This window comes from uncultured Ruminococcus sp. (assembly GCF_947301925.1).
In the GTDB taxonomy this organism is placed as follows: Bacteria; Bacillota; Clostridia; order Oscillospirales; family Ruminococcaceae; genus Ruminococcus.
In genome coordinates, this window is record NZ_CAMYUE010000004.1 from 119,707 (window position 1) to 138,386 (window position 18,680).

An 18,680-nucleotide genomic window follows, 5' to 3' on the forward strand; every position below is an offset into this window, starting at 1 on the left:
CCTTTACGCTTTTATCCTGCACAGATTCGCCTCTCCCGAGCTAAGCTCCCTTATTTCCCCCGAGGGGAGCCTTACGATGAGGTTGGCATTGTCGTCGATGCCGAGAGCTTCGCCTATAATGGCCTCGGTGCCGATATTGGCGGTGATTATATTGCCTGTGAGCATTTCGCGCTCCCTGTATTTTATGAGGAAGCTCCTGTCCTCGATCATGCCCAGGTATACCTCCAGCTTGTTGAGAAGCTCCGCGCACAGCCTGTTCCTGTTGATGACAAGGCCTGTTTCGTCCTCGATGGAGGTGGCTTTCTTTTTCAGCTCGCTGTCGAAGCAGTCCTTTATGCTCCTGACATTTATGCCTATACCGATAACGGCGCAGTCCAGAACGCGCATTTCCAGGCCGAGAGAGGCCTCGGTGAGTATGCCGCATATCTTCTTGCCGTTCATATACAGGTCGTTGACCCATTTTATCATGACATGGTTCCCGCAGAAGGTCTCGACGGCCTCGGCTGCCGCACAGGCGGCTGCGGCGGTTATCATGGGCGCAAAGCTGAGATCGAAATGGGGTCGCACCAGTATGCTGACATAGAGCCCCGTACCCGACGGAGACTCGAATTTCCGACCTATCCTACCCCTTCCTGCCGTCTGTCTGTCAGCTACCACCGCAGTGCCGTGGGGGGACTTTTCGGTCTCCAGCTCACGGGCGATGTTATTGGTGGAATCGACGGTACCGAACACCTTCAGCACCTTGCCTATCTTACGGGTATTGAGATAGGGGGAGATGAGGTTTTCCGAAAGAATGTTGTTGTCGTGATTGAGTTTGTATCCTTTTGAGGTCACTGATGTTATTGAGAAGCCCTCTGCTTCGAGAGATTTAACGGCCTTCCAGACAGCGTTGCGGCTTACGCCCAGCTTTTCTGCAAGAGCGGCGCCCGAAATGAATTCGCCGTTAGCCTCGGCGAGGGTAGAGAGCAGTTCGGACTTGACGTTCATGTTACGGATGTTCCTTTCGGTAATATTAACAATATTTTACCACAAAAAAAGAGATAATGCAAGATATAAACAGAAAAAGTTATAAAAATAAGCTGACAGGCAACAAAAAAAGACGGTTTTCCCGTCTTTTCCGATGTATAATTGAGCTGTCGGCCTCATATGATCGGCGGTGCAGGAGCGTCCTTCTCCGCCTTTTTCCTGCGGCGCTGCTCCCTCTGTCCGTATGAGCACAGCTGTACTGCCGCCAGAACCGCACACAGCAAGGCAGGTATGATACAGGGCATTATCCTTGAGGTATACATCTCGCTTATGGGCAGCAGGGTATATTTGTCCGTCCAGCCGCTGCGGTCGGCGTGGTCGGCGAGCTTCTTCAGCATGACCATGCACAGGGCAAGTCCGCTTAGGGAAAAAGCTATCGCAAGTATATCGGGAAGATCCCTGCGTATAAGGCACAGGAAGGCTCCCGCGGTCATAAGAGCAGCGGCTGCTATGAAAAAAATGCCTGTTTTTTCCATTTCTTCGCCGTAGCTTGCGCGGTTGGAGATGAGTCCCGCTCCCGTGAGGGCAGGCATTGCGCAGGAAAACCACAGACTCAGCACGAGCATGACGGCTTTTGCGGCCGTAAGCAGCGGAGATCTTTTCCGCGGAAGCTTTTTCATATTTTTTGTGTTCATTTCTGACTCCATATGTATTTTTCGGCTGTGACTGATTCTCAATCATAATCCCGCACCGCCGAAGCATAATATATATGTTCCCCCGGGAACACGAAAGGAAAAGAAAAAATGTTGTTTAAAAGAAAGCTTATAAAAACTGCTGCGGCATTATTATCTGCGGCTTTTTTAGGATTATTCGGCACAGCAGGATATTATTCCTCGCGGCTTCCCGATGTGTTGACCGCAGAGAGCTACGAGGATATAAAAATAGCGGGATTTCCCGAGCTGAGCTGTTCGCCCCCGGCAGATACGGCAATTCCTGCCGCACAGACCTGTTCGGGTGCGGAACGTGTGACTTTTTCGCTTTTCGGGGCTATTCCCGTTAAGAATGTTGAGGTCCACAGAGCGCAGGCTCCTGTTTTTGCAGTTGGCGGCAGACCCTTCGGCATAAAGCTCCTCATGGAGGGGGTTATGGTAACGGGTCTGGGCGATGTGGAGGGAGCTGACGGAAGCTGTTCCTGTCCTGCCGAAGAGGCGGGCATACGCAAGGGCGACGTCATACGCCGTGCAGACGGCGAGGAGCTTACCTCCAACGATCAGCTTCAGGAGCTGATCTCGTCGTCCTGCGGAAAGGCCATAGAGCTCTCCGCAGAGCGTGACGGAAAGGAATTCACCGCTTGTCTTCAGCCTGTCCTCTCGCGGCGGAGCGGCGGCTGGAAGGGCGGTATGTGGGTCCGCGACAGTATTGCGGGCATAGGCACCATGACCTTCTTTGACAAGGCAACAGGACGTTTTGTCGGACTTGGGCACCCCATATGCGATTCCGACACGGGCGGTATAGTTCCCGTTCACAGCGGCGAGGCTGTTCCTGTTGACATCACCGAAGTAAAGCGCGGTGCAAGAGGTCTCCCCGGAGAGCTCCGCGGCAGCTTCGCACAGAGCGGAAGCTACGGCATACTCGATCATAACAAGGTCAGCGGCATATACGGACAGCTCTCAAATGAGGCGCTGGACCGGCTCTCGCAGGACTGTGAGGAGCTCACGATGGCACGCCGGCAGGAGGTCTGCACAGGCGCAGCGGAGATATATGCCACGGTGGAGGGCGGTATTCCCGAAAGATATTCTGCCGAGATAGTCAGCGTTGACTACGGCAGCAGCGGGACCTCCAAGAATATGGTGATACGCATAACCGATGAGAGGCTTCTTGAGCTTTCAGGCGGCATAGTGCAGGGCATGAGCGGCAGTCCCATAATCCAGAACGGCAAGCTTGCGGGAGCCGTGACTCATGTTTTTGTAGCCGATCCTGCTCAGGGCTACGGTATATTCGCGGAAAACATGGCGGAAGACCTGAGATAGTTTTTCCGGCAATAAAAGCGGGCGTTACAAAAGTAACGCCCCAAGTTTTTTTCTTAGATTATCTGTTTTCTTCGCTGAAACCGCTGTCAACGAGTTCGATAAGAGCGTCAACTGCTGCCTTCTCATCTGCACCGTCAGCGATAACCTTTACGTTTGTACCGCCTACGATACCCAGTGACAGAATTCCGAGTAAGCTCTTAGCGTTTACTCTGCGTTCTTCTTTTTCGATCCAGATTGAGGACTTGAACTCATTAGCCTTCTGAATAAAGAAGGTTGCAGGTCTTGCATGAAGTCCAACCTGATTCTTCACCATTACTTCTCTTACAAACATACACAACTCTCCTATTCTCTGTAATTACAGCCCCTCTCAACAGGACTGTGTTGCCGTTTGCAAATTGATTCACTTGCTGATATCATTATACAATCATTTTGTCACCTCGTCAACGGATTTTTGCGATTATGACCCCTGATTTCATTAAATTCTACATTTAGATTAAATGTGAATGAAATTTTATCAGCTTGCTTGTTTATTATCACCACAAAAAATTGTTGACAGTAATTGTTGAAAGTGCATATTTTTCAACATAGGAATATGTTGAATTTTTCTAAGCGGAGAATGTTTTTTTGTATATACAGCCAGTTAATGTGTGGAACAGCAATAATTATACAGCTTTTCAGAGCGGCGCAATTTTCGGTCAGTCATTTTCTGAGTTAAATTTAGCTAAAAGATCGGGACGTCTTTCGGCTGTCAGTTTTATGCTCTGTTCACGGCGCCAGGCCTCGATGTTTTTATGATGACCCGAAAGCAGCACAGGGGGAACGGCCTCTCCCTCCCAGACCTCGGGACGGGTGTACTGAGGGTATTCAAGGAGGCCGCTGTATATGCTCTCGTCGGTGAAGCACACCTCGTCTGAGAGGACGCCATCACACATACGGGCCACGGCGTCAGCCACCACCATTGCAGGCAGCTCTCCGCCTGTGAGTACATAGTCGCCTATGGAAAGCTCCTCGTCCACTATCTTGTCTATGACGCGCTGATCCACGCCCTCGTAGTGGCCGCATATGATAAGGATATTGTCCATTTTCGACAGCTCCACGGCGCGTTTCTGGTCAAATATCCTGCCCTTGGGGGACATATATATGGTATGGGGCTTTGTGCCAAGCTCCTCGCATACTGCCTTGTAGCAGTTGTATATGGGTTCGCACTGCATGACCATGCCCATTCCTCCGCCGTAGGGAGTGTCGTCCACGCGGCGGTGCTTATCCTGTGTGTATTCCCTTATCTGGCGGCAGTGCAGGCTGAGCTTTCCTGCTTTTCGTGCCCGTCCCACAATGCTCTCGCCCATTACGGCCTCGCACATCTCGGGAAAGAGTGTGGCTATCTCGATATGCATATTTTTCTCCTTTTCAAGAATACAGGACCGCAGAAGCGGTCCTGAAGTGTAAGGGGCGATGCTGACATCGCCCCGCGGGTAGATCTTATTCTGTGAGCTTTATATGTTCTGCAATGGCAAGGATATCGTCCCTGTCGGTAAAGCTCAGGCTTATGATGTATCTTCTGTGCTTGTTTTTTTCGGGATAAATGTTGATAATGGTCTCCGTATGGTTTTCTGGAGCCTCTGCGATGACCATGTACCCGTGATAGCCCACGCCGTCAACGCTGTACAGTTCAACAGGATGATCCTCGCCCGTGTACAGATCATTTTTCATGCTCATAATTCTGTAGAAGGTCTTGGCGTTCTTGCTGTCGTGGATATCGAAGTCCTCCATGGTTACGGAGCCTACCAGCTTCATGAAATCGTAGGGGGTTTCGGGAGTGGCCTTTTTCACTGCCTTGCAGTAGCGGTCAAGAGCCTCGTGGGATATGCCTGTCCTGTCGAGAAAATCGTAATTATCTCCCAGATTTTCCGCATGTACCGAGATGACATGGGAACCGTCCTTGTTCTCCCACAGTCCCTGATTCTTGTCGTCGGTGCGCTGAGCCTCCATGTCTCCCCAGGCGGTCACGCGGACTCCCAGATTGGAGTAATCCGCATAGTCATCGGGAAGCACAGAGCCCGCAGGCAGCTCCGACACAGTATTTTCAAGGAGCCCGAACTCATGGGTACACTTATAATAATAGGGTATACCGGGGAAGAAGAATACGCAGACTCCTACAGCGATAACGATGAGTAAAAACAGTATGCCTAAGAATTTTTTCATGGTGAGTGCCTCCTTTTGGCGTTGTTACGCCTTTTTTCTTTTGTTCTTTGTTCTTTTTATATCTTTTTTTCTATATCTTTTCTGTGCATGAGATGTATGCCTGTATGGCCGATGCCGAGTATCACCGACGCCGCAATGAGAAAGATATTGCAGGCGTATACTCCCAGAAGGAATACGGCGAATACAGGCAGCGAAGCTCCTGCCAGCGGGAAGCCGCAGTAATCGGAGTACATATCCCCGAGGGTACGGCTGCTTCGGAAATATTTCCGCCAGTAGAGCTCGTAAAGTATCATGAGTATAACTGCAAGGATCAGGTAGCCAAGCCGCGGCGAGAGGGAAAACCTGTCAAGTCTGCGGTCGATGAGCACAAATGTGCTGACAAGTGCCTCGCCTGCCCGTTCAAGGGCGAGGAGCACTTTGTTCTCGCGCTGCGAGGCTTCACTGTAGCCTTCGGGCTGTTTCCTGCTCCATATTATATTGGGAACGAACAGCATAATCAGAAAGACTATGCCTGTCACCGAAACTCCCCACTTAGGCGGCTTCAGATAGCGCTGCACTATATCTCCGCAGGTCATGCACGACCATGCGGCTATCCCTGCGAATGCAGCTGCAAGAGCTGTCAGAGCGAGGGCGTTGCTCTTTTTCATATCAGTCGAACAGTCCGTCAAGGGGACGGATCGTCATGACGCCGCCGTCGATATCGGTGGAGACCACAACATCTGCGATAGCAGGCACAAGGTATTCCTTGCCGTCGCCCTTTATGACATATACGTCGTTGGCGCCTGTCTGCATGACGTCGGCTATCTTGCCGTATATCTTGTCGGTATCGGCGTCGCGGACTTCGAGACCGATGAGGTCCTGTATGAAGTAGGTGTCATCGTCCAGCTCAAGGTCGTCGCGGTGCATATACAGTACCTTGTTGCGGAGCTTTTCCGCCGCCTCGGGAGTATCAACTCCCTCTATCTTGGCGATGACTGTATTCTTGAACACGCGGGAGCGCTCGATGAACACTTCCTCATGGTCTTTGCCCATAAAGAGCCTGTCGAACTCCGCAAGGAGGTCGGGGCTGTCGGTGTAGGGCATTATCTTCACTTCGCCCCGTATACCGTGGGTGGTGACTATCTTGCCCGCTTCGAGATATTCCTTTTTCATTGGTTTTCCTCTGTTATTCAAGCTCTATGGAGCTTATTATCTGTTTTGTCAGGGCTTCGTCCGAGCATTTTACGGTCACGGTATAGTGTTCGTTTTCATTTCCGTCGGGAAAAATGTTCACCGTCCATGTGTTCCCGTCAAAGCCCGGGTACATTATCTGTCCTACATAAGCCAGGAAGCCGCTGCCCTTTATTTTCCACATATTTTCGATCTTTACGGATTCCTCCTTGCTCTCGGCTACCTCAAGGAATACCTTCCTGTCTTTGCCGCGGAGCCTTAGGCAGTCCTTTGCAGTGACATCGTCACGCATATACCACAGCATACGGAGATTCAAGCCGTACTGAGGGGGCTCAATGCCGATAGTGCTGTAGAAATGCCTGTAATCCTCTTCGGTATATTTATAGCCGCTCCATGGATCGAGATCGTATTCGGACCCGAGAGCTTCCAGATCGCTGAGAGCTTTCTCATAGCTCTGATAATCGTTTTTTATTACCATCAGCGACGATTTGTCACTTGACGATCTAAGACCGTGACCGGTCGTATTCGGTTCCCAGTCGGCGGGAGCTTTGAGCTTTACGCCGTTTAAAGTAAAGCTTCCGAGATCCGCATCTGCGGATACGGTTTTGAATACGGCGACCCTGTCGTCGATATGCTCATATTTATGCTTTACCTTTAAATATGTGGGAAGTCCCGGGAAGAATATAAATATAACAAGTGCAGCTGCCAGCAGGACGCCCAGCACGGCGCCGCCGATGGTGAGTGCTTTTTTCATTTTATCTCCTTGGTCATAGGGACGGATATATCGTGGTTAATGTGTAAGTCTGCGCTTGCAGTATGAACGCTTGCCGCACTTGGGGCAGGTGAGCCTTCTCCTTGTTATAGTATGAACACCGAAGAGATAGCTCGCTGCAGACGGTACGAAGCGAGTTCCGCAGTTTTTGCACTCGTAGGTGCCTGCACTCATATCCTCCATTGCAGCAACTGCGATACCGCCGATAAGGACGAATGCGCCTATTGCCGACAGAACTATCCTCAGCCATGTCTCCATTTCAAGTGTGCCTGCAACTACTATGAGAGTGACCCCTGCAAGCAGCGTAACAGCGCATACAGCTACTGAAATGACGATCTTTCTGATGCTTTCTTCTTTTTCACGCATGATATTCATAATATTTTCCTCCGCTTTCTTCTTGTAGTCCTCGTCGGGGATACGCTCGCCCGTGAGGAGCTCGTTTACATTGATACCTAACTTTTCACAGAGGGGGAGCATAAGGGACACCTCGGGCATACCCTTGCCTGTCTCCCACTTGGAAACTGTCTTATCACTGATAAGGAGTTCTTCGCCAAGCTGTTTCTGTGTAAGTCCTTTTTCTTTTCTCATCTGAGATATGAATTTGCCGATCTTTACCTGATCCATTCATGTGTCCTCCCTTCTGAGAAAAGTGTATCATGCTGCGGAGAAAAAGTACACCCATGAGTCGTAGAATTACGGTATCAAGCGGAGTCTACGCTTCGTAGAGTGCGGTTTTAAGCCATTTGCCGATGGCCCTCAGGCATTAACCGATAAACACTTAATTTCTTTCTGTCTTTCTATTTTGAATGATTTAAATTGATAAAGTATATTGCATACATAAGCAAGATGTAAAGGAAGAAAGAAATAAACTTTACATCAGGAATGAAATGCCATGATTCAAGAGAAAATCAAACACATATTCTCCCTTTCTCCCTTTCTCCCTTGCACTGTTACTTTGAGTATAAAACTATCGGCAATAAACAAAAAGTAAGGAGGTAAGGAAGAAAGAGTGAAACATTGTTCAAGTACCTGTTGAGTTACGATCAGTTTTTCATTTCAAAGCTCTCGCCCAGGATATCCTTGTTGGCTTCCAGGATAGGCTTTATGCACTCGGCAAGGAACTCGTCCACCTGCTGTGAGCTTCTGCCCGTGTAGTTCTCGGGCTTGAGAACAGCGTCCAGCTCCTCCTTTGTTACCATGAACATGGGATCGGCTTCGATGAGCTCGCAGAGGTTGTTGTCCAGACCTCTTACCTTTACGTTAGCGCCCGCCTCCATGGAGTAATCCATGATACGATCGTGGAGCTCCTGACGGTTTCCGCCCTTCTTTACAGCGTCCATCATGATGTTCTCGCTGGCCATGAAGGGGAGCTCTGCCATAACGCGGCGGCGTATCATCTCGGGGTATACCACGATGCCGTTGGTGACGTTCATCATGATATTGAGGATAGCGTCAACGCCCAGGAAGGCCTCGGCCACGCTGATACGCTTGTTGGCGGAGTCGTCCAGAGTTCTCTCGAACCACTGTGTACCTGCTGTGAATGCAGGATTGAGGCTGTCTATCATCACATAGCGTGCGAGGGAGGTTATTCTCTCGCAGCGCATGGGGTTGCGCTTGTAGGCCATAGCGGAAGAGCCGATCTGCTTCTTCTCGCGGGGCTCCTCCATCTCCTTGAAGGACTGGAGGATACGCATATCGTTGGAGAATTTGCTGGCTGTCTGCGCTATATCGCTGAGGAGCTCCAGCACCTTTGAATCCACCTTGCGTGAGTAGGTCTGGCCTGATACGGGAACTACGGCGTCAAAGCCCATTTCCTCGGCGATCATCTGCTCCAGTTTCTTGATCTTGTCTGTATCGCCCTCAAAGAGCTCCATGAATGAAGCCTGAGTGCCTGTTGTGCCCTTTGAGCCCAGGAGCTTCAGTGTGGACATACGGTATTCCAGATCCTGGAAGTCCATGAGGAGCTCGTTGAGCCAGAGAGTAGCTCTCTTGCCTACGGTTGTGAGCTGTGCGGGCTGAAGGTGGGTATAAGCCAGGCAGGGGAGAGATTTGTACTCCTCTGCGAACTTTGCCAGGTTGTTCATAACGTTTATGAGCTTCCTGCGTACTATTTTAAGAGCGTCGCGCATGATGATGACGTCGGTGTTGTCGCCTACATAGCATGATGTGGCGCCAAGATGTATGATACCTGCTGCGTCGGGGCAGGCCTGACCGTAGGTGAAAACGTGCGCCATAACGTCGTGGCGTGTGATCTTCTCACGCTCGGCAGCCATTTCGTAGTCAACGTCGTTGATATGCTCCTCAAGCTGCTTTACCTGAGCCTCTGTAACGGGGAGACCCAGCTTCATCTCAGCTCTTGCAAGAGCCACCCAGAGCTTTCTCCATGTGGTGAACTTCTTGTCTGCCGAGAATACATACTGCATCTCCTCGCTGGCATAGCGTGTGCAGAAGGGGCTTTCGTAGCTGTTTATATTACCGCTCATCTGAAAATTTCTCCTTTGGATCAATTTGCGTTTTTGCATAAAACATCAATTTAATTATATCATCATACTTCTCTCATGTCAATAAAAAAAGGCGGTATACAGCCGCCTTTCTTTACAGAAAATTTTCCTCTTTTTCTGTGAAAATTACACATTGCAATAATATGTCAGAGCTCTTCCATTTCCGAAGGCTTATGCACCTCGGTGTATTTTTCCATACTCTTTCCGCTCATGCCGATATCCGACATGGAGTCCGAGGCGGTCTTCATGCGCCTTTCCATTTCCTGCTGGAAGGGATTTTTTATGCCGAACTGCTGTCTGTCCATTTCCTGCTCGAAGAAGCGCTCGTTGAAGTGGGGGAAGCCGTCGGCCTCCTCCAGCTTGTGATAGGTGAAGTTAGTGGTCAGGTTGAGCGCCGCCATACCGCCTACTATAAGGGCGAAAACAAGATGTATCCAGAAGCATTTTCCTGCGATGCCGAAATTCAACACGCCCTCGGGTTCGTACTTGGAGAGCACATGGAGCAGTCCCTGCACCAGAAGCAGGATGGCGATGATGAGCATGGCTGCAAGGTCCTTCTGATGATAGAAGCTTTTGTAGGCCAGGAAGGCCAGCAGGGGACATTCAAATATGGCCACGAGGAAAGCCGAGAACGAGCCCGTCAGCATACCGTATATAAGGGTGACTATGAAGTACATGAACATGGGGACGATATAGACTATGCCCATAAAGGAATATCTTTTCTTGCATCTGTTGAGTAAAGACAGGTTTTTTGCGAATTCCATTGATCTGACGTTTCTGTTGCGGTAAAGCTCTTCCGGTGAAGTCATGCTATCATCTCCTTGATATGGTTTTTATCAATATGCTCCGTCGTCCATTTTCTTTGCAAGGAAGCAGTAGAATATGGAAAGAGCCAGTGAGAATACTGCGCCTGCCTTGTTGTCGGACAGCACGAATGAAACTATGTTCACTACCATGAGCACGAAGGATATCTTGAAGCAGGTATTGTACTTGCCTCTGAGTCCGCATATGGCCATGAATATAGTGACTGCAATGGGGATGAGCGAGAACAGGATGACCAGAACGGCTACTCCTCCGAGGGCTGCTTCTCCGCCTGTCTTGCCCTCAGTGACCTTGTTGGCGGCAGAGAGACCGAGTATGCCGATGACACCTGCGATGGTGTTGACTACCAGTATAAAGATAGTCAGTACCTTGAATAGTGTTTTCATGTTGTTTCCTCCTATATCATGAAAAGGTTTTATGATATCTGCCCTCCGTGACGGAAAGCAGTGATACCCTATATTATCCTGTCGGCGGTGTGGACTATGACGATATTGTCTATGAGCTCGAAGCCCTCTGCAACGGCGGAATCGGGAACACTGCTGATAGCCTCGGCGGCAGAGCTCTCCTGCGCAGCGGCCTTACCTCTTGCCCTGCGCTCCTTCCTTATTATGATAGTCCACATTATTATATTGATAATGACGAAAACCGCAGCGGCTGCTGCGATAACGAGCAGCTCGTCTCTTGTCATAGGATCACTCCTTTGCCGTTACAGCTCTGCGCGGAACAATGCGGCGGTTATATTGTCGTTTTCGTTCCTGCTTTTTACTGTCTCGATGAGTTTGCGGAGCTGTTTTTTCATTGCTGATCTGTCGGGCGTTTTTTCGGGAGACAGCTCCTCGAAGATCTCCTTGTCCGTGAGAACATGGCGGAAGCCGTCGGAGCAGATCATGAAGTTGGTATTATTTTCAAATGTGCCCAGTCTTACCTCGGGAGCTACCTCTCCCGTAACGCCTATGCACTGCACCAGAGCGTTCCTGCGGGGGTCGGTGAGAGCCTCCTCGGGAGTCATCTTTCCCATTTTTACGGCTCTGTTGACGAAGGTATGGTCGTCGGTTATCTGGCTGAGCTTGTCTGATATCCTGTAGATACGGCTGTCGCCCACATGGAAGGTCATGAAGCCCTTGTTGACGGCTATGAGTCCCGTAGCGGTGGTGCCCAGCTGTAGGCGGTTATGGGCGCCGTAGTCCATGAGAACGGCGTTGAGACGTCTCAGGCGGCTGATGACGTTTCTTGCGGCTGTCTTCCAGTCCCATTCGGGCAGCTCGAAGGGCAGCTCTGCGTCGAACCATTCGGCGAAGCTGCGGACCACCTCTGCACTGGCAAGCTCTCCCTTTGAGAGTCCGCCCATGCCGTCGCAGACCAGTACCAGAGCCGCCTTGCCCGTAGCAGTCTTTGCGGTCTTTATGCAGACGCTGTCCTGATTTATTTTCTTTGTGATACCGATATCGGTATCACAGGCAGTGATGTAATCCATAATTACCCCCATAGGGCGGTATTAACCGTCGATAAAATCGAATTCCTCGTCGGAAAGCTTCAGCACGTCGCCGCTTTTCAGCTTGATCTCTCTGTCGGGAAGAACGGGAGTGCCGTTTATGTATGTCCTGTTGGTGGAGTTGTTGTCCTCCACGAAGCAGGAGCCGTTCCTTGAATATATAGTGGCGTGGAGACGGCTGACGGTCCTGTTCTCGGTGACGCAGAAGTCCACCTTGTCGCGTTCCTTGCCTATCCTGAACACAGGCTTGTCGATATTTACAGTCACGCCCGTAGCCCTTCTGGTAAGGGTGGGATATTTCACCTCAGGTCTGGGGATATCCCTCTTTTTCAGCTCAGGCACGGTGGGGTGTTTCTCCTCGCTGAGCGAGGGGATTATCTTCGGCTCGGGGAGTCTGGGCTCCTCCGTCTGCATAAACTCTCTTGAGCCCTCGTTTATGCCGTTGATTATGGCCTGAACCATATCCTGCGGATCGGGCTGACGCTGCCTGACGGGCTCGGGGATCCTTGTGGGTTCGGGTCTGCTGACCTGCGGCCTTGCAGGGGCGGAAGCAGGTGCGGCAGTTCTTTTCGGGGCAGGTACAGCATCGGGAGCCTCCCTGCGGATATACTCCATAGCCTCCCCTACGGTGAAGCCGTCTGCGCGGCAGACGAAGTTCATGAAGCCGTCAACGCTGCTGAAATCCTCTTTGGATCTGTACTCCGCAAAGGTTGAGATCCTGCGCAGGCAGTTTACGATGCCGTCGTTGGTGCTCTCGTTGTACCACAGTGGCAGATAGAAGAGCCACAGCTCACGGCTGTCGGTATCGTAGGTTATGTAGTCGGGATCGAGAACGATATTGGGCATATTGAAGCCGCAGGTCGCGGCGGTGTCCAGTACGGTGAGCAGCTGTGCGACTATATGGTAATAGAGCTGCTTGTCGACGCCGTGCCTGAGCACATTTGTCAGGGGGACGCCCTGAGCGCCCGTATATTCCAGCTTGTCAACGGCGGCAGCATGGGGCGTGAGCCAGCCGCGGATACGGTTATCCGTAAAGTATCTGTATTCGGCCTCGTTGAGGGTCTCATTGCCTGTGAACCTGCATATTATACATACTCCGTTGTTTTTCTCGGTGAATTTAAGCTTAGCCACGTTACCGCTCCTTTCTGCTCATTTGATAATATTATACAATATAATGCGGCCAAAGTCAAGACAGAAGGGACTTCCGCGGCCAAAACACAAGCACAAAAAAGACCGCCCCGTAAGGGACGGTCTGTCAGTATTATTTGCTGCTCTTTGATTCCTTTGAGCTCTTTGTCTTCTTTGCCTTCTTGTTCTTCCACCATGACCATGTAACAGGTGCAACGAAGAGTGAGGAGAAGGTACCGGAGATAAGACCCATCATAAGCGGTACTGAGAAGCTGAGAAGCGAATCATATCCTGTTACCAGAACTACGATAGTAACGATGAGCATTGTGCCGATAGTTGTTACCGATGTTCTGATAGAACGTGTAAGCGACTGTGTGCAGCTTACATTGATAAGCTCGTTAAGAGAAGCCTTGGGCATGAGCTTGCGGTTCTCTCTGATTCTGTCGTAGATAACGATGGTGTTATTGATAGAATAACCGAGTATCGTAAGGAATACGGCAACGATGTTTGAGTCGATGCTGAAACCGCATACAACGGTAGTTGTGAACGCTACCAGCAGGTCGAGGCAGAGTGCGAAGATGGAGCATACGCCTGCGGACCAGCCTCCGATGTTTCTGAAGCGGATAGCGATGTAGATGATAACGATGAGGGCTGCAAAGAGCACTGCGATGAGGCACTTTAGCAGGAACTCATGTCCCGAAGTGGGGCTTACATCGTTTGAATCGTAGATCTCAAGAGCGTTATCGGGGAACTTCTCTCTGAGAGTCGAGGTGAGCTCTGTCTGTCTGTCGGCAGTGAGTCCCTCCTCTGAGGTGAAGGAGATGGTGATCTGCTTTCCGCCGGAGTCAAGGCTTTCGCCCTTTCTTACAACAACGGATGAGCCCACGATGTCCTTTACGTTGGAAGCAACGTCGTTGGTGTTGATGTCGCCCTGGTAAGTATAGGTGATAAGAGTACCGCCCTTGAACTCGATAGCCAGGTGAATGCCTCTTATTATAGCGCCTGCGACGAATACCACGAGTACGGCTATCACAACGCCGAGGATAAGCTTTTTCTTTGAACAGAAGTTGTATACCTTCTTGGGAAGTGTTACGGTCTCCTTCTGAGTTGTCTTCTTACTCATTTCTCGTCACCTCCGTAAAGCTTTCTGTTTTTGAAGCACTTGAACTTGGAGAGTGATGTTACCATAAGTCTTGAAGCAAATACTCCGAAGATGAAGTTGCAGATAACGCCTGCGAGCAGGGTAAATCCGAAGGAGTAAACAACGCCCTCAGCAGTAGCGCCGAATGCGAAGAAGATAGTCTTGTTGAGGATCTTCGAGAAGAAGCTGTCGGGCACACCGAAAGCTCCCATGAGGATAACGGCGATGATAACATTTGTGATGTTACCGTCGAGGATAGCTGAGAACGCTCTCTTGTAAGCTATCTTGATAGCGGCGTCGAGAGACTTTCCTGTTCTGAGCTCCTCCTTGATACGCTCGCCTGTGATGATGTTTGCGTCAACACCCATACCTACTGCAAGTATGATACCTGCGATACCGGGAATTGTCAGGGTAGAGCCGTTCATGAAGCCGAACCAGCCTGTGATAGCGGCGATAGAGCCTGCAACCTGTCCGCAGAGAGCGATAACAGCCACGAAGCCGGGGAGCCTGTAGAGGAATACCATGTATACAGCTATGAATATGAAAGCTATGAGAGCTGCAAGAAGGATAGCATCCAGTGAGCCTTCGCCCATTGTAGGAGATATTGTCCTGAAGCTCTTGGTCTCCATTTTGAAGGGGAGAGCACCCGAGTTGATCTGATCTGCCAGTTTCTTGGAAGAGTCAGCGTCGAAGCTTCCCGAGATGACAGCGTGTCCGTCTGTGATAGTGCTTTTTACAGAGGGAGCAGATATCATTGTATTATCCATCCAGATAGAGATGGGAGTCTCTGAACCCGAAAGCTCTGCGGTAGCGGCAGCAAATTTCTTTGTACCGTCTTCGTTGAGTTCGAGAGCAACTACATACTCGTAGTTCTTGCCGTCGCTGTCGGGCTGAAGCTGTCTTGAAGCCTTTGCAACGTCATCGCCCACGAGAACGATCTCACCTGTGGGGATAGCGTTTCCGTCCTCATCGGTGTCGGCATCGGTGCCCTTGCGGAAAGTGAGCTCAGCCATTTCACCGAGTTCCTTTACAGCCGTTTCGGGATCGAAGTCTGTCTCGCCGACCTGCCATGGGAAGCGGACGATAATTCTGTCGCTTTTTTCATCGCTGTACACTTCGTTATCGGTGATACCGAGAGACGAAAGTCTTGTCTTGATGATCGCAGTAGCGGCGTCGAGCTGAGACTTGTCAGCGTCGAAGTCGTCGGCAGGACCAAAAGTAACGTCAACGCCGCCCTTGATGTCTATACCAAGGCGGATATCGTCAACGCCCTTGACGTAGGTAGTTCTCTTATCGGCGAAGAGCTTGTCAATACCAAACACAGCCGAAACAGCGAACAGTGCGATAAAAGCAACGACAATGAAGAAAGTTTTTTTGCCTGTCTTTTTCACAGTCATGCCTCCTATTTTCGGGCTTCTTTTCATTTATACGCGTGTACGCGGATAAGCCGTGAGCCCATATTTCCTGTCTCTTTGACAATTACAATTATTGTACTATATTTTTATAAAAAAGTCAAGTGTATGAGCCGAAAATATTACCATTTCAAGAATATGCACAATTACGCAGCTCAAAATTCGGAGTTATTGACGAATAGAGTCATTATACCCAAGGCTGAAAAAGGCACTCCGTATAAGGAGTGCCTTCTTATCTTATTTGAAGTGTTTCTGGGATACCTTCAGGCGGTTCATTGCGCGGTTCAGCGCGGCCTGTGTCTCGTAGTATTCCCTTATGCTCTGTTTCTGTCTGAGGAGCTCCTCGGCGCGTTCCTTTGCCTCCTGAGCTCTTTTTATGTCTATCTCCTCGGGGAGCTCGCAGGTATCCGCCAGAATTATTGAAGAATCGGGCATTACCTGTATGAAGCCCTCGGATATTGCGGCATATTTCCACTCGCCGTCCACAAGGTATTTCAGCTCGCCTGTGGGCAGACAGGTGACAAGGGGCTCATGGCCTGCCATGATACCGAGAAGTCCGTCTATAGCGGTTATAACAAGGTGCTCCACCTCTCCGCTGAAGAATATGCGGTCGGTGGCGATTATCTCAAGGTGAAAGGTCTTAGCCATATGGCGCCGCCTCCTTTAGTCCTCGTCTATCTGACGAGCCTTCATGATAACGTCCTCGATGGTGCCTGCCATGAGGAAGGCAGCCTCGGGGTACTTGTCCATGTCGCCGTCGATAATGGCCTTGAAGCCCTCTATTGTGTCCTTCAGGGGAACGTACTTGCCCTTGAGGCCTGTGAAGTTCTCGGCAACGTTGAAGGGCTGTGAAAGGAACTTCTGTATCTTTCTTGCGCGGTATACCGTCAGCTTGTCCTCCTCGCCAAGCTCCTCCATGCCGAGGATGGCGATGATGTCCTGAAGCTCCTTGTATTTCTGGAGTATCTCCTGAGTGCGTCTTGCTATGGTGTAGTGCTCCTGTCCCACGATCTCGGGTTCGAGGATACGGGAATTGGACTCAAGAGGATCTACAGCTGGGTAGATACCCTGCTCGACTATCTTACGGGAGAGAACGGTGGTAGCGTCAAGATGTGCGAAGGTAACGGCAGGAGCAGGGTCTGTAAGGTCGTCCGCAGGGACGTATACAGCCTGTACCGATGTGATGGAGCCGTTCTTTGTGGAGGTGATACGCTCCTGGAGCTCGCCCACCTCGTTGGCCAGAGTAGGCTGGTATCCGACGGCAGAGGGCATACGGCCGAGAAGTGCCGATACCTCGGAGCCTGCCTGTACATAACGGAAGATGTTGTCGATGAACAGGAGAACGTCCTTATGCTCGCAGTCGCGGAAGTACTCGGCCATGGTGAGGCCTGTCTGAGCCACTCTCATACGGGATCCGGGGGGCTCGTTCATCTGACCGAATACAAGTGCGGTCTTGGAGATAACTCCCGACTCCTGCATTTCGTTCCAGAGGTCGTTGCCCTCACGGGAACGCTCGCCTACGCCTGTGAATATGGAATAGCCGCCGTGCTCGGTGGCGATATTTCTGATAAGCTCCTGAATGAGAACGGTCTTGCCGACGCCTGCGCCTCCGAAAAGGCCTATCTTACCGCCCTTTGCATAGGGCGCGATAAGGTCGATGACCTTGATGCCTGTTTCCAGCACCTCAACAACAGGGCTCTGATCCTGGAAGGTGGGAGCCTTGCGGTGTATCTCCCATCTCTCCTCGGTGTCCACATCGCCCTTCTTGTCTATGGGCTCGCCGAGGACGTTGAACATACGTCCGAGGGTCTGCTCGCCTACGGGCACCTTTATGCACGCGCCTGTGGAGGTGACCTCCATATTCTTGCTGAGTCCCTCACTGGACGCCAGCATGATGCAGCGCACGATGTGGTTGCCCATATGCTGAGCTACCTCCATTACGCGCTTTTTGCCGTCTACCTCGACGGTGAGGGCGTCCCTTATCATAGGGAGCTTTCCTGCGCCGAATTCAACGTCTATAACAGGTCCGATGACCTGTGTGATCCTGCCTTTTTCCATTTTCTTCTCCTTTTTAAGAGAACTTGTAGGGACGGCCTATGGCCGTCTGTTTTCGGGACGTTGTCCCCTGCATTACTCTTGGTTGATAGAAGCGGCGCCGCCGCAGACCTCGGTTATCTCCTGAGTGATAGCTGCCTGTCTTGCGCGGTTGTACATGAGGGAAAGATCCTTTATCATGTCCTTTGCGCTGTTGGTGGCAGCGTCCATTGCGGTCATTCGCGCCTGCTGCTCGCAGCAGAAGGCCTCTACCATGGCGCCGTAGATTATACCCTTTGCGTACTGGGGGATAAGGTAGTTCATAACCTCCTCGGGAGAGGGCATGAACGAAGCCTTGGGCAGCTTTTTCATGGTACCGTCCGCCGCCTTTCCGAAATGCTTTCTCTCGAAGGGCAGCAGCCGCAGGGTCCGCGGCTCCTGAAGGCTTGAATTCACCATATCGGTGTATATTACACATACCTCGTCCAGCTCGCGCTTTTCAAACTTTGCCAGCACCGATTCGGCTATCTCGCTGGCTCTGTAAAGGGTGGGGTTCTGGGTGGTATAGAGGAACTCGCCGTCAACGTAGCCCTTCTTATCGTTCTGGATACGGCGCTGGAAGAACATTCTTCCCACCTGACCCATGACGAAGAGGTAGCAGTTGTCGATATCGGCGGCCTCCTTCAGCTTCTGCTCGGTGTATTTGAGCACATTGTGGTTGTAGCTTCCGCAGAGTCCCTTATCGCCTGTGATGACGATATATCCCTTCTTACGCTTGTTCTCGGGGATATCCTCACGCCTGTCGAAGTAGAGCTGGCGTGTATGGGGAGTGTGCTCCAGAACGCTCTCGATAGTGGACTGGAGCTTGTAGAAGTAAGGCTCTGTACATTCAAGCGACGCTCTTGCCTTTTTCAGCTTTGAGGACGACATGAGGTACATTGCGTTGGTTATCTTGAGTATCTGCTGTATGCTTCCGATCCTTTCGCGGATCTCTCTCATATTAGGCATAG

At 50.8% G+C, this 18,680-nt stretch carries 21 protein-coding genes; 1 reads left to right on the forward strand and 20 read right to left on the reverse strand.

What is annotated here, in order from left to right; genetic code table 11:
• Positions 1-3 precede the first annotated feature (3 nt).
• Together Q0Y65_RS07360 and Q0Y65_RS07365 are read right to left on the reverse strand one after the other, a co-directional pair.
• On the reverse strand, positions 4-987 hold the full coding sequence (locus Q0Y65_RS07360) for a biotin--[acetyl-CoA-carboxylase] ligase (protein WP_297958554.1): 984 nt from the start codon (positions 985-987) through the stop codon (positions 4-6).
• A gap of 155 nt (positions 988-1,142) precedes the next feature.
• Positions 1,143-1,661: a hypothetical protein gene (locus Q0Y65_RS07365; RefSeq protein ID WP_297958555.1), complete on the reverse strand. Its 519-nt coding sequence runs from the start codon at positions 1,659-1,661 to the stop codon at positions 1,143-1,145.
• 108 nt (positions 1,662-1,769) lie between these two features.
• Between Q0Y65_RS07365 and spoIVB the strand changes: the two genes are divergently transcribed.
• Positions 1,770-2,996 (forward strand): SpoIVB peptidase, encoded by a 1,227-nt coding sequence (gene spoIVB / locus Q0Y65_RS07370; RefSeq protein ID WP_297958556.1) that lies wholly within the window; start codon positions 1,770-1,772, stop codon positions 2,994-2,996.
• Positions 2,997-3,054: 58 nt separating this feature from the next.
• Here the strand turns inward: spoIVB and Q0Y65_RS07375 are convergent, their stop codons facing one another.
• The 18 genes from Q0Y65_RS07375 to atpG all read right to left on the reverse strand — a co-directional run bounded on the left by Q0Y65_RS07375 (position 3,055) and on the right by atpG (position 18,678).
• Complete coding sequence (locus Q0Y65_RS07375; RefSeq protein ID WP_019679940.1) at positions 3,055-3,327, reverse strand: HPr family phosphocarrier protein; 273 nt, start codon at positions 3,325-3,327, stop codon at positions 3,055-3,057.
• A 364-nt stretch (positions 3,328-3,691) separates the two neighbouring features.
• Positions 3,692-4,390: a tRNA (guanosine(37)-N1)-methyltransferase TrmD gene (gene trmD / locus Q0Y65_RS07380; protein ID WP_297958559.1), complete on the reverse strand. Its 699-nt coding sequence runs from the start codon at positions 4,388-4,390 to the stop codon at positions 3,692-3,694.
• Positions 4,391-4,475: 85 nt separating this feature from the next.
• Entirely contained in the window at positions 4,476-5,198 is a 723-nt protein-coding gene (locus Q0Y65_RS07385; RefSeq protein ID WP_297958561.1) for a hypothetical protein, read from the reverse strand.
• Between the two features lie 56 nt (positions 5,199-5,254).
• Positions 5,255-5,845, reverse strand: a complete 591-nt coding sequence (locus tag Q0Y65_RS07390) for a hypothetical protein (protein WP_297958563.1) — start codon at positions 5,843-5,845, stop codon at positions 5,255-5,257.
• 1 nt (position 5,846) lies between these two features.
• Entirely contained in the window at positions 5,847-6,350 is a 504-nt protein-coding gene (gene rimM / locus Q0Y65_RS07395) for a ribosome maturation factor RimM (protein ID WP_297958565.1), read from the reverse strand.
• 13 nt (positions 6,351-6,363) lie between these two features.
• Positions 6,364-7,122: a hypothetical protein gene (locus tag Q0Y65_RS07400; RefSeq protein ID WP_297958567.1), complete on the reverse strand. Its 759-nt coding sequence runs from the start codon at positions 7,120-7,122 to the stop codon at positions 6,364-6,366.
• Between the two features lie 36 nt (positions 7,123-7,158).
• A complete protein-coding gene (locus Q0Y65_RS07405; RefSeq protein ID WP_297958568.1) occupies positions 7,159-7,764 on the reverse strand; it encodes a helix-turn-helix domain-containing protein in 606 nt (201 codons plus the stop codon).
• Positions 7,765-8,183: 419 nt separating this feature from the next.
• Positions 8,184-9,623, reverse strand: coding sequence for an adenylosuccinate lyase (gene purB, locus Q0Y65_RS07410; RefSeq protein ID WP_297958570.1), 1,440 nt, complete (start codon positions 9,621-9,623; stop codon positions 8,184-8,186).
• A 164-nt stretch (positions 9,624-9,787) separates the two neighbouring features.
• Positions 9,788-10,450 carry a hypothetical protein gene (locus tag Q0Y65_RS07415; protein WP_297958571.1) on the reverse strand — a complete coding sequence of 221 codons (663 nt, stop codon included), beginning with the start codon at positions 10,448-10,450 and terminating at the stop codon, positions 9,788-9,790.
• 27 nt (positions 10,451-10,477) lie between these two features.
• Positions 10,478-10,849 carry a hypothetical protein gene (locus Q0Y65_RS07420; RefSeq protein ID WP_297958572.1) on the reverse strand — a complete coding sequence of 124 codons (372 nt, stop codon included), beginning with the start codon at positions 10,847-10,849 and terminating at the stop codon, positions 10,478-10,480.
• A gap of 68 nt (positions 10,850-10,917) precedes the next feature.
• Positions 10,918-11,151: a hypothetical protein gene (locus Q0Y65_RS07425; protein WP_297958573.1), complete on the reverse strand. Its 234-nt coding sequence runs from the start codon at positions 11,149-11,151 to the stop codon at positions 10,918-10,920.
• 18 nt (positions 11,152-11,169) lie between these two features.
• Entirely contained in the window at positions 11,170-11,937 is a 768-nt protein-coding gene (locus Q0Y65_RS07430) for a PP2C family serine/threonine-protein phosphatase (RefSeq protein WP_297958574.1), read from the reverse strand.
• 21 nt (positions 11,938-11,958) lie between these two features.
• Positions 11,959-13,086, reverse strand: a complete 1,128-nt coding sequence (locus Q0Y65_RS07435; RefSeq protein ID WP_297958575.1) for an FHA domain-containing protein — start codon at positions 13,084-13,086, stop codon at positions 11,959-11,961.
• A 130-nt stretch (positions 13,087-13,216) separates the two neighbouring features.
• On the reverse strand, positions 13,217-14,206 hold the full coding sequence (secF, locus tag Q0Y65_RS07440; RefSeq protein WP_297958576.1) for a protein translocase subunit SecF: 990 nt from the start codon (positions 14,204-14,206) through the stop codon (positions 13,217-13,219).
• The gene (locus Q0Y65_RS07445; protein WP_297958577.1) at positions 14,203-15,615 is read right to left on the reverse strand and encodes a preprotein translocase subunit SecD; all 1,413 of its coding nucleotides are present in this window, start codon (positions 15,613-15,615) and stop codon (positions 14,203-14,205) included. The genes secF and Q0Y65_RS07445 overlap by 4 nt, the downstream gene beginning before the upstream one ends.
• A gap of 258 nt (positions 15,616-15,873) precedes the next feature.
• The gene (atpC, locus tag Q0Y65_RS07450) at positions 15,874-16,284 is read right to left on the reverse strand and encodes an ATP synthase F1 subunit epsilon (protein WP_297958578.1); all 411 of its coding nucleotides are present in this window, start codon (positions 16,282-16,284) and stop codon (positions 15,874-15,876) included.
• A 15-nt stretch (positions 16,285-16,299) separates the two neighbouring features.
• The gene (gene atpD / locus Q0Y65_RS07455; protein ID WP_297958579.1) at positions 16,300-17,694 is read right to left on the reverse strand and encodes a F0F1 ATP synthase subunit beta; all 1,395 of its coding nucleotides are present in this window, start codon (positions 17,692-17,694) and stop codon (positions 16,300-16,302) included.
• Between the two features lie 72 nt (positions 17,695-17,766).
• Complete coding sequence (gene atpG, locus Q0Y65_RS07460) at positions 17,767-18,678, reverse strand: ATP synthase F1 subunit gamma (protein WP_297958580.1); 912 nt, start codon at positions 18,676-18,678, stop codon at positions 17,767-17,769.
• Between the last annotated feature and the right edge of the window lie 2 nt (positions 18,679-18,680).

Excerpts from the sequence above, each read along its gene's own strand:
- Q0Y65_RS07420 (WP_297958572.1), bottom strand. The coding sequence starts at position 10,849 with ATGAAAACACTATTCAAGGTACTGACTATCTTTATACTGGTAGTCAAC.
- atpC (WP_297958578.1), bottom strand. The coding sequence starts at position 16,284 with ATGGCTAAGACCTTTCACCTTGAGATAATCGCCACCGACCGCATATTC.
- Q0Y65_RS07415 (WP_297958571.1), bottom strand. The coding sequence starts at position 10,450 with ATGACTTCACCGGAAGAGCTTTACCGCAACAGAAACGTCAGATCAATG.
- Q0Y65_RS07385 (WP_297958561.1), bottom strand. The coding sequence starts at position 5,198 with ATGAAAAAATTCTTAGGCATACTGTTTTTACTCATCGTTATCGCTGTA.
- Q0Y65_RS07430 (WP_297958574.1), bottom strand. The coding sequence starts at position 11,937 with ATGGATTACATCACTGCCTGTGATACCGATATCGGTATCACAAAGAAA.
- atpD (WP_297958579.1), bottom strand. The coding sequence starts at position 17,694 with ATGGAAAAAGGCAGGATCACACAGGTCATCGGACCTGTTATAGACGTT.
- atpG (WP_297958580.1), bottom strand. The coding sequence starts at position 18,678 with ATGCCTAATATGAGAGAGATCCGCGAAAGGATCGGAAGCATACAGCAG.
- secF (WP_297958576.1), bottom strand. The coding sequence starts at position 14,206 with ATGAGTAAGAAGACAACTCAGAAGGAGACCGTAACACTTCCCAAGAAG.
- Q0Y65_RS07425 (WP_297958573.1), bottom strand. The coding sequence starts at position 11,151 with ATGACAAGAGACGAGCTGCTCGTTATCGCAGCAGCCGCTGCGGTTTTC.
- Q0Y65_RS07375 (WP_019679940.1), bottom strand. The coding sequence starts at position 3,327 with ATGTTTGTAAGAGAAGTAATGGTGAAGAATCAGGTTGGACTTCATGCA.
- spoIVB (WP_297958556.1), top strand. The coding sequence starts at position 1,770 with ATGTTGTTTAAAAGAAAGCTTATAAAAACTGCTGCGGCATTATTATCT.
- Q0Y65_RS07405 (WP_297958568.1), bottom strand. The coding sequence starts at position 7,764 with ATGGATCAGGTAAAGATCGGCAAATTCATATCTCAGATGAGAAAAGAA.
- trmD (WP_297958559.1), bottom strand. The coding sequence starts at position 4,390 with ATGCATATCGAGATAGCCACACTCTTTCCCGAGATGTGCGAGGCCGTA.
- Q0Y65_RS07365 (WP_297958555.1), bottom strand. The coding sequence starts at position 1,661 with ATGAACACAAAAAATATGAAAAAGCTTCCGCGGAAAAGATCTCCGCTG.
- Q0Y65_RS07400 (WP_297958567.1), bottom strand. The coding sequence starts at position 7,122 with ATGAAAAAAGCACTCACCATCGGCGGCGCCGTGCTGGGCGTCCTGCTG.
- rimM (WP_297958565.1), bottom strand. The coding sequence starts at position 6,350 with ATGAAAAAGGAATATCTCGAAGCGGGCAAGATAGTCACCACCCACGGT.
- purB (WP_297958570.1), bottom strand. The coding sequence starts at position 9,623 with ATGAGCGGTAATATAAACAGCTACGAAAGCCCCTTCTGCACACGCTAT.
- Q0Y65_RS07390 (WP_297958563.1), bottom strand. The coding sequence starts at position 5,845 with ATGAAAAAGAGCAACGCCCTCGCTCTGACAGCTCTTGCAGCTGCATTC.
- Q0Y65_RS07360 (WP_297958554.1), bottom strand. The coding sequence starts at position 987 with ATGAACGTCAAGTCCGAACTGCTCTCTACCCTCGCCGAGGCTAACGGC.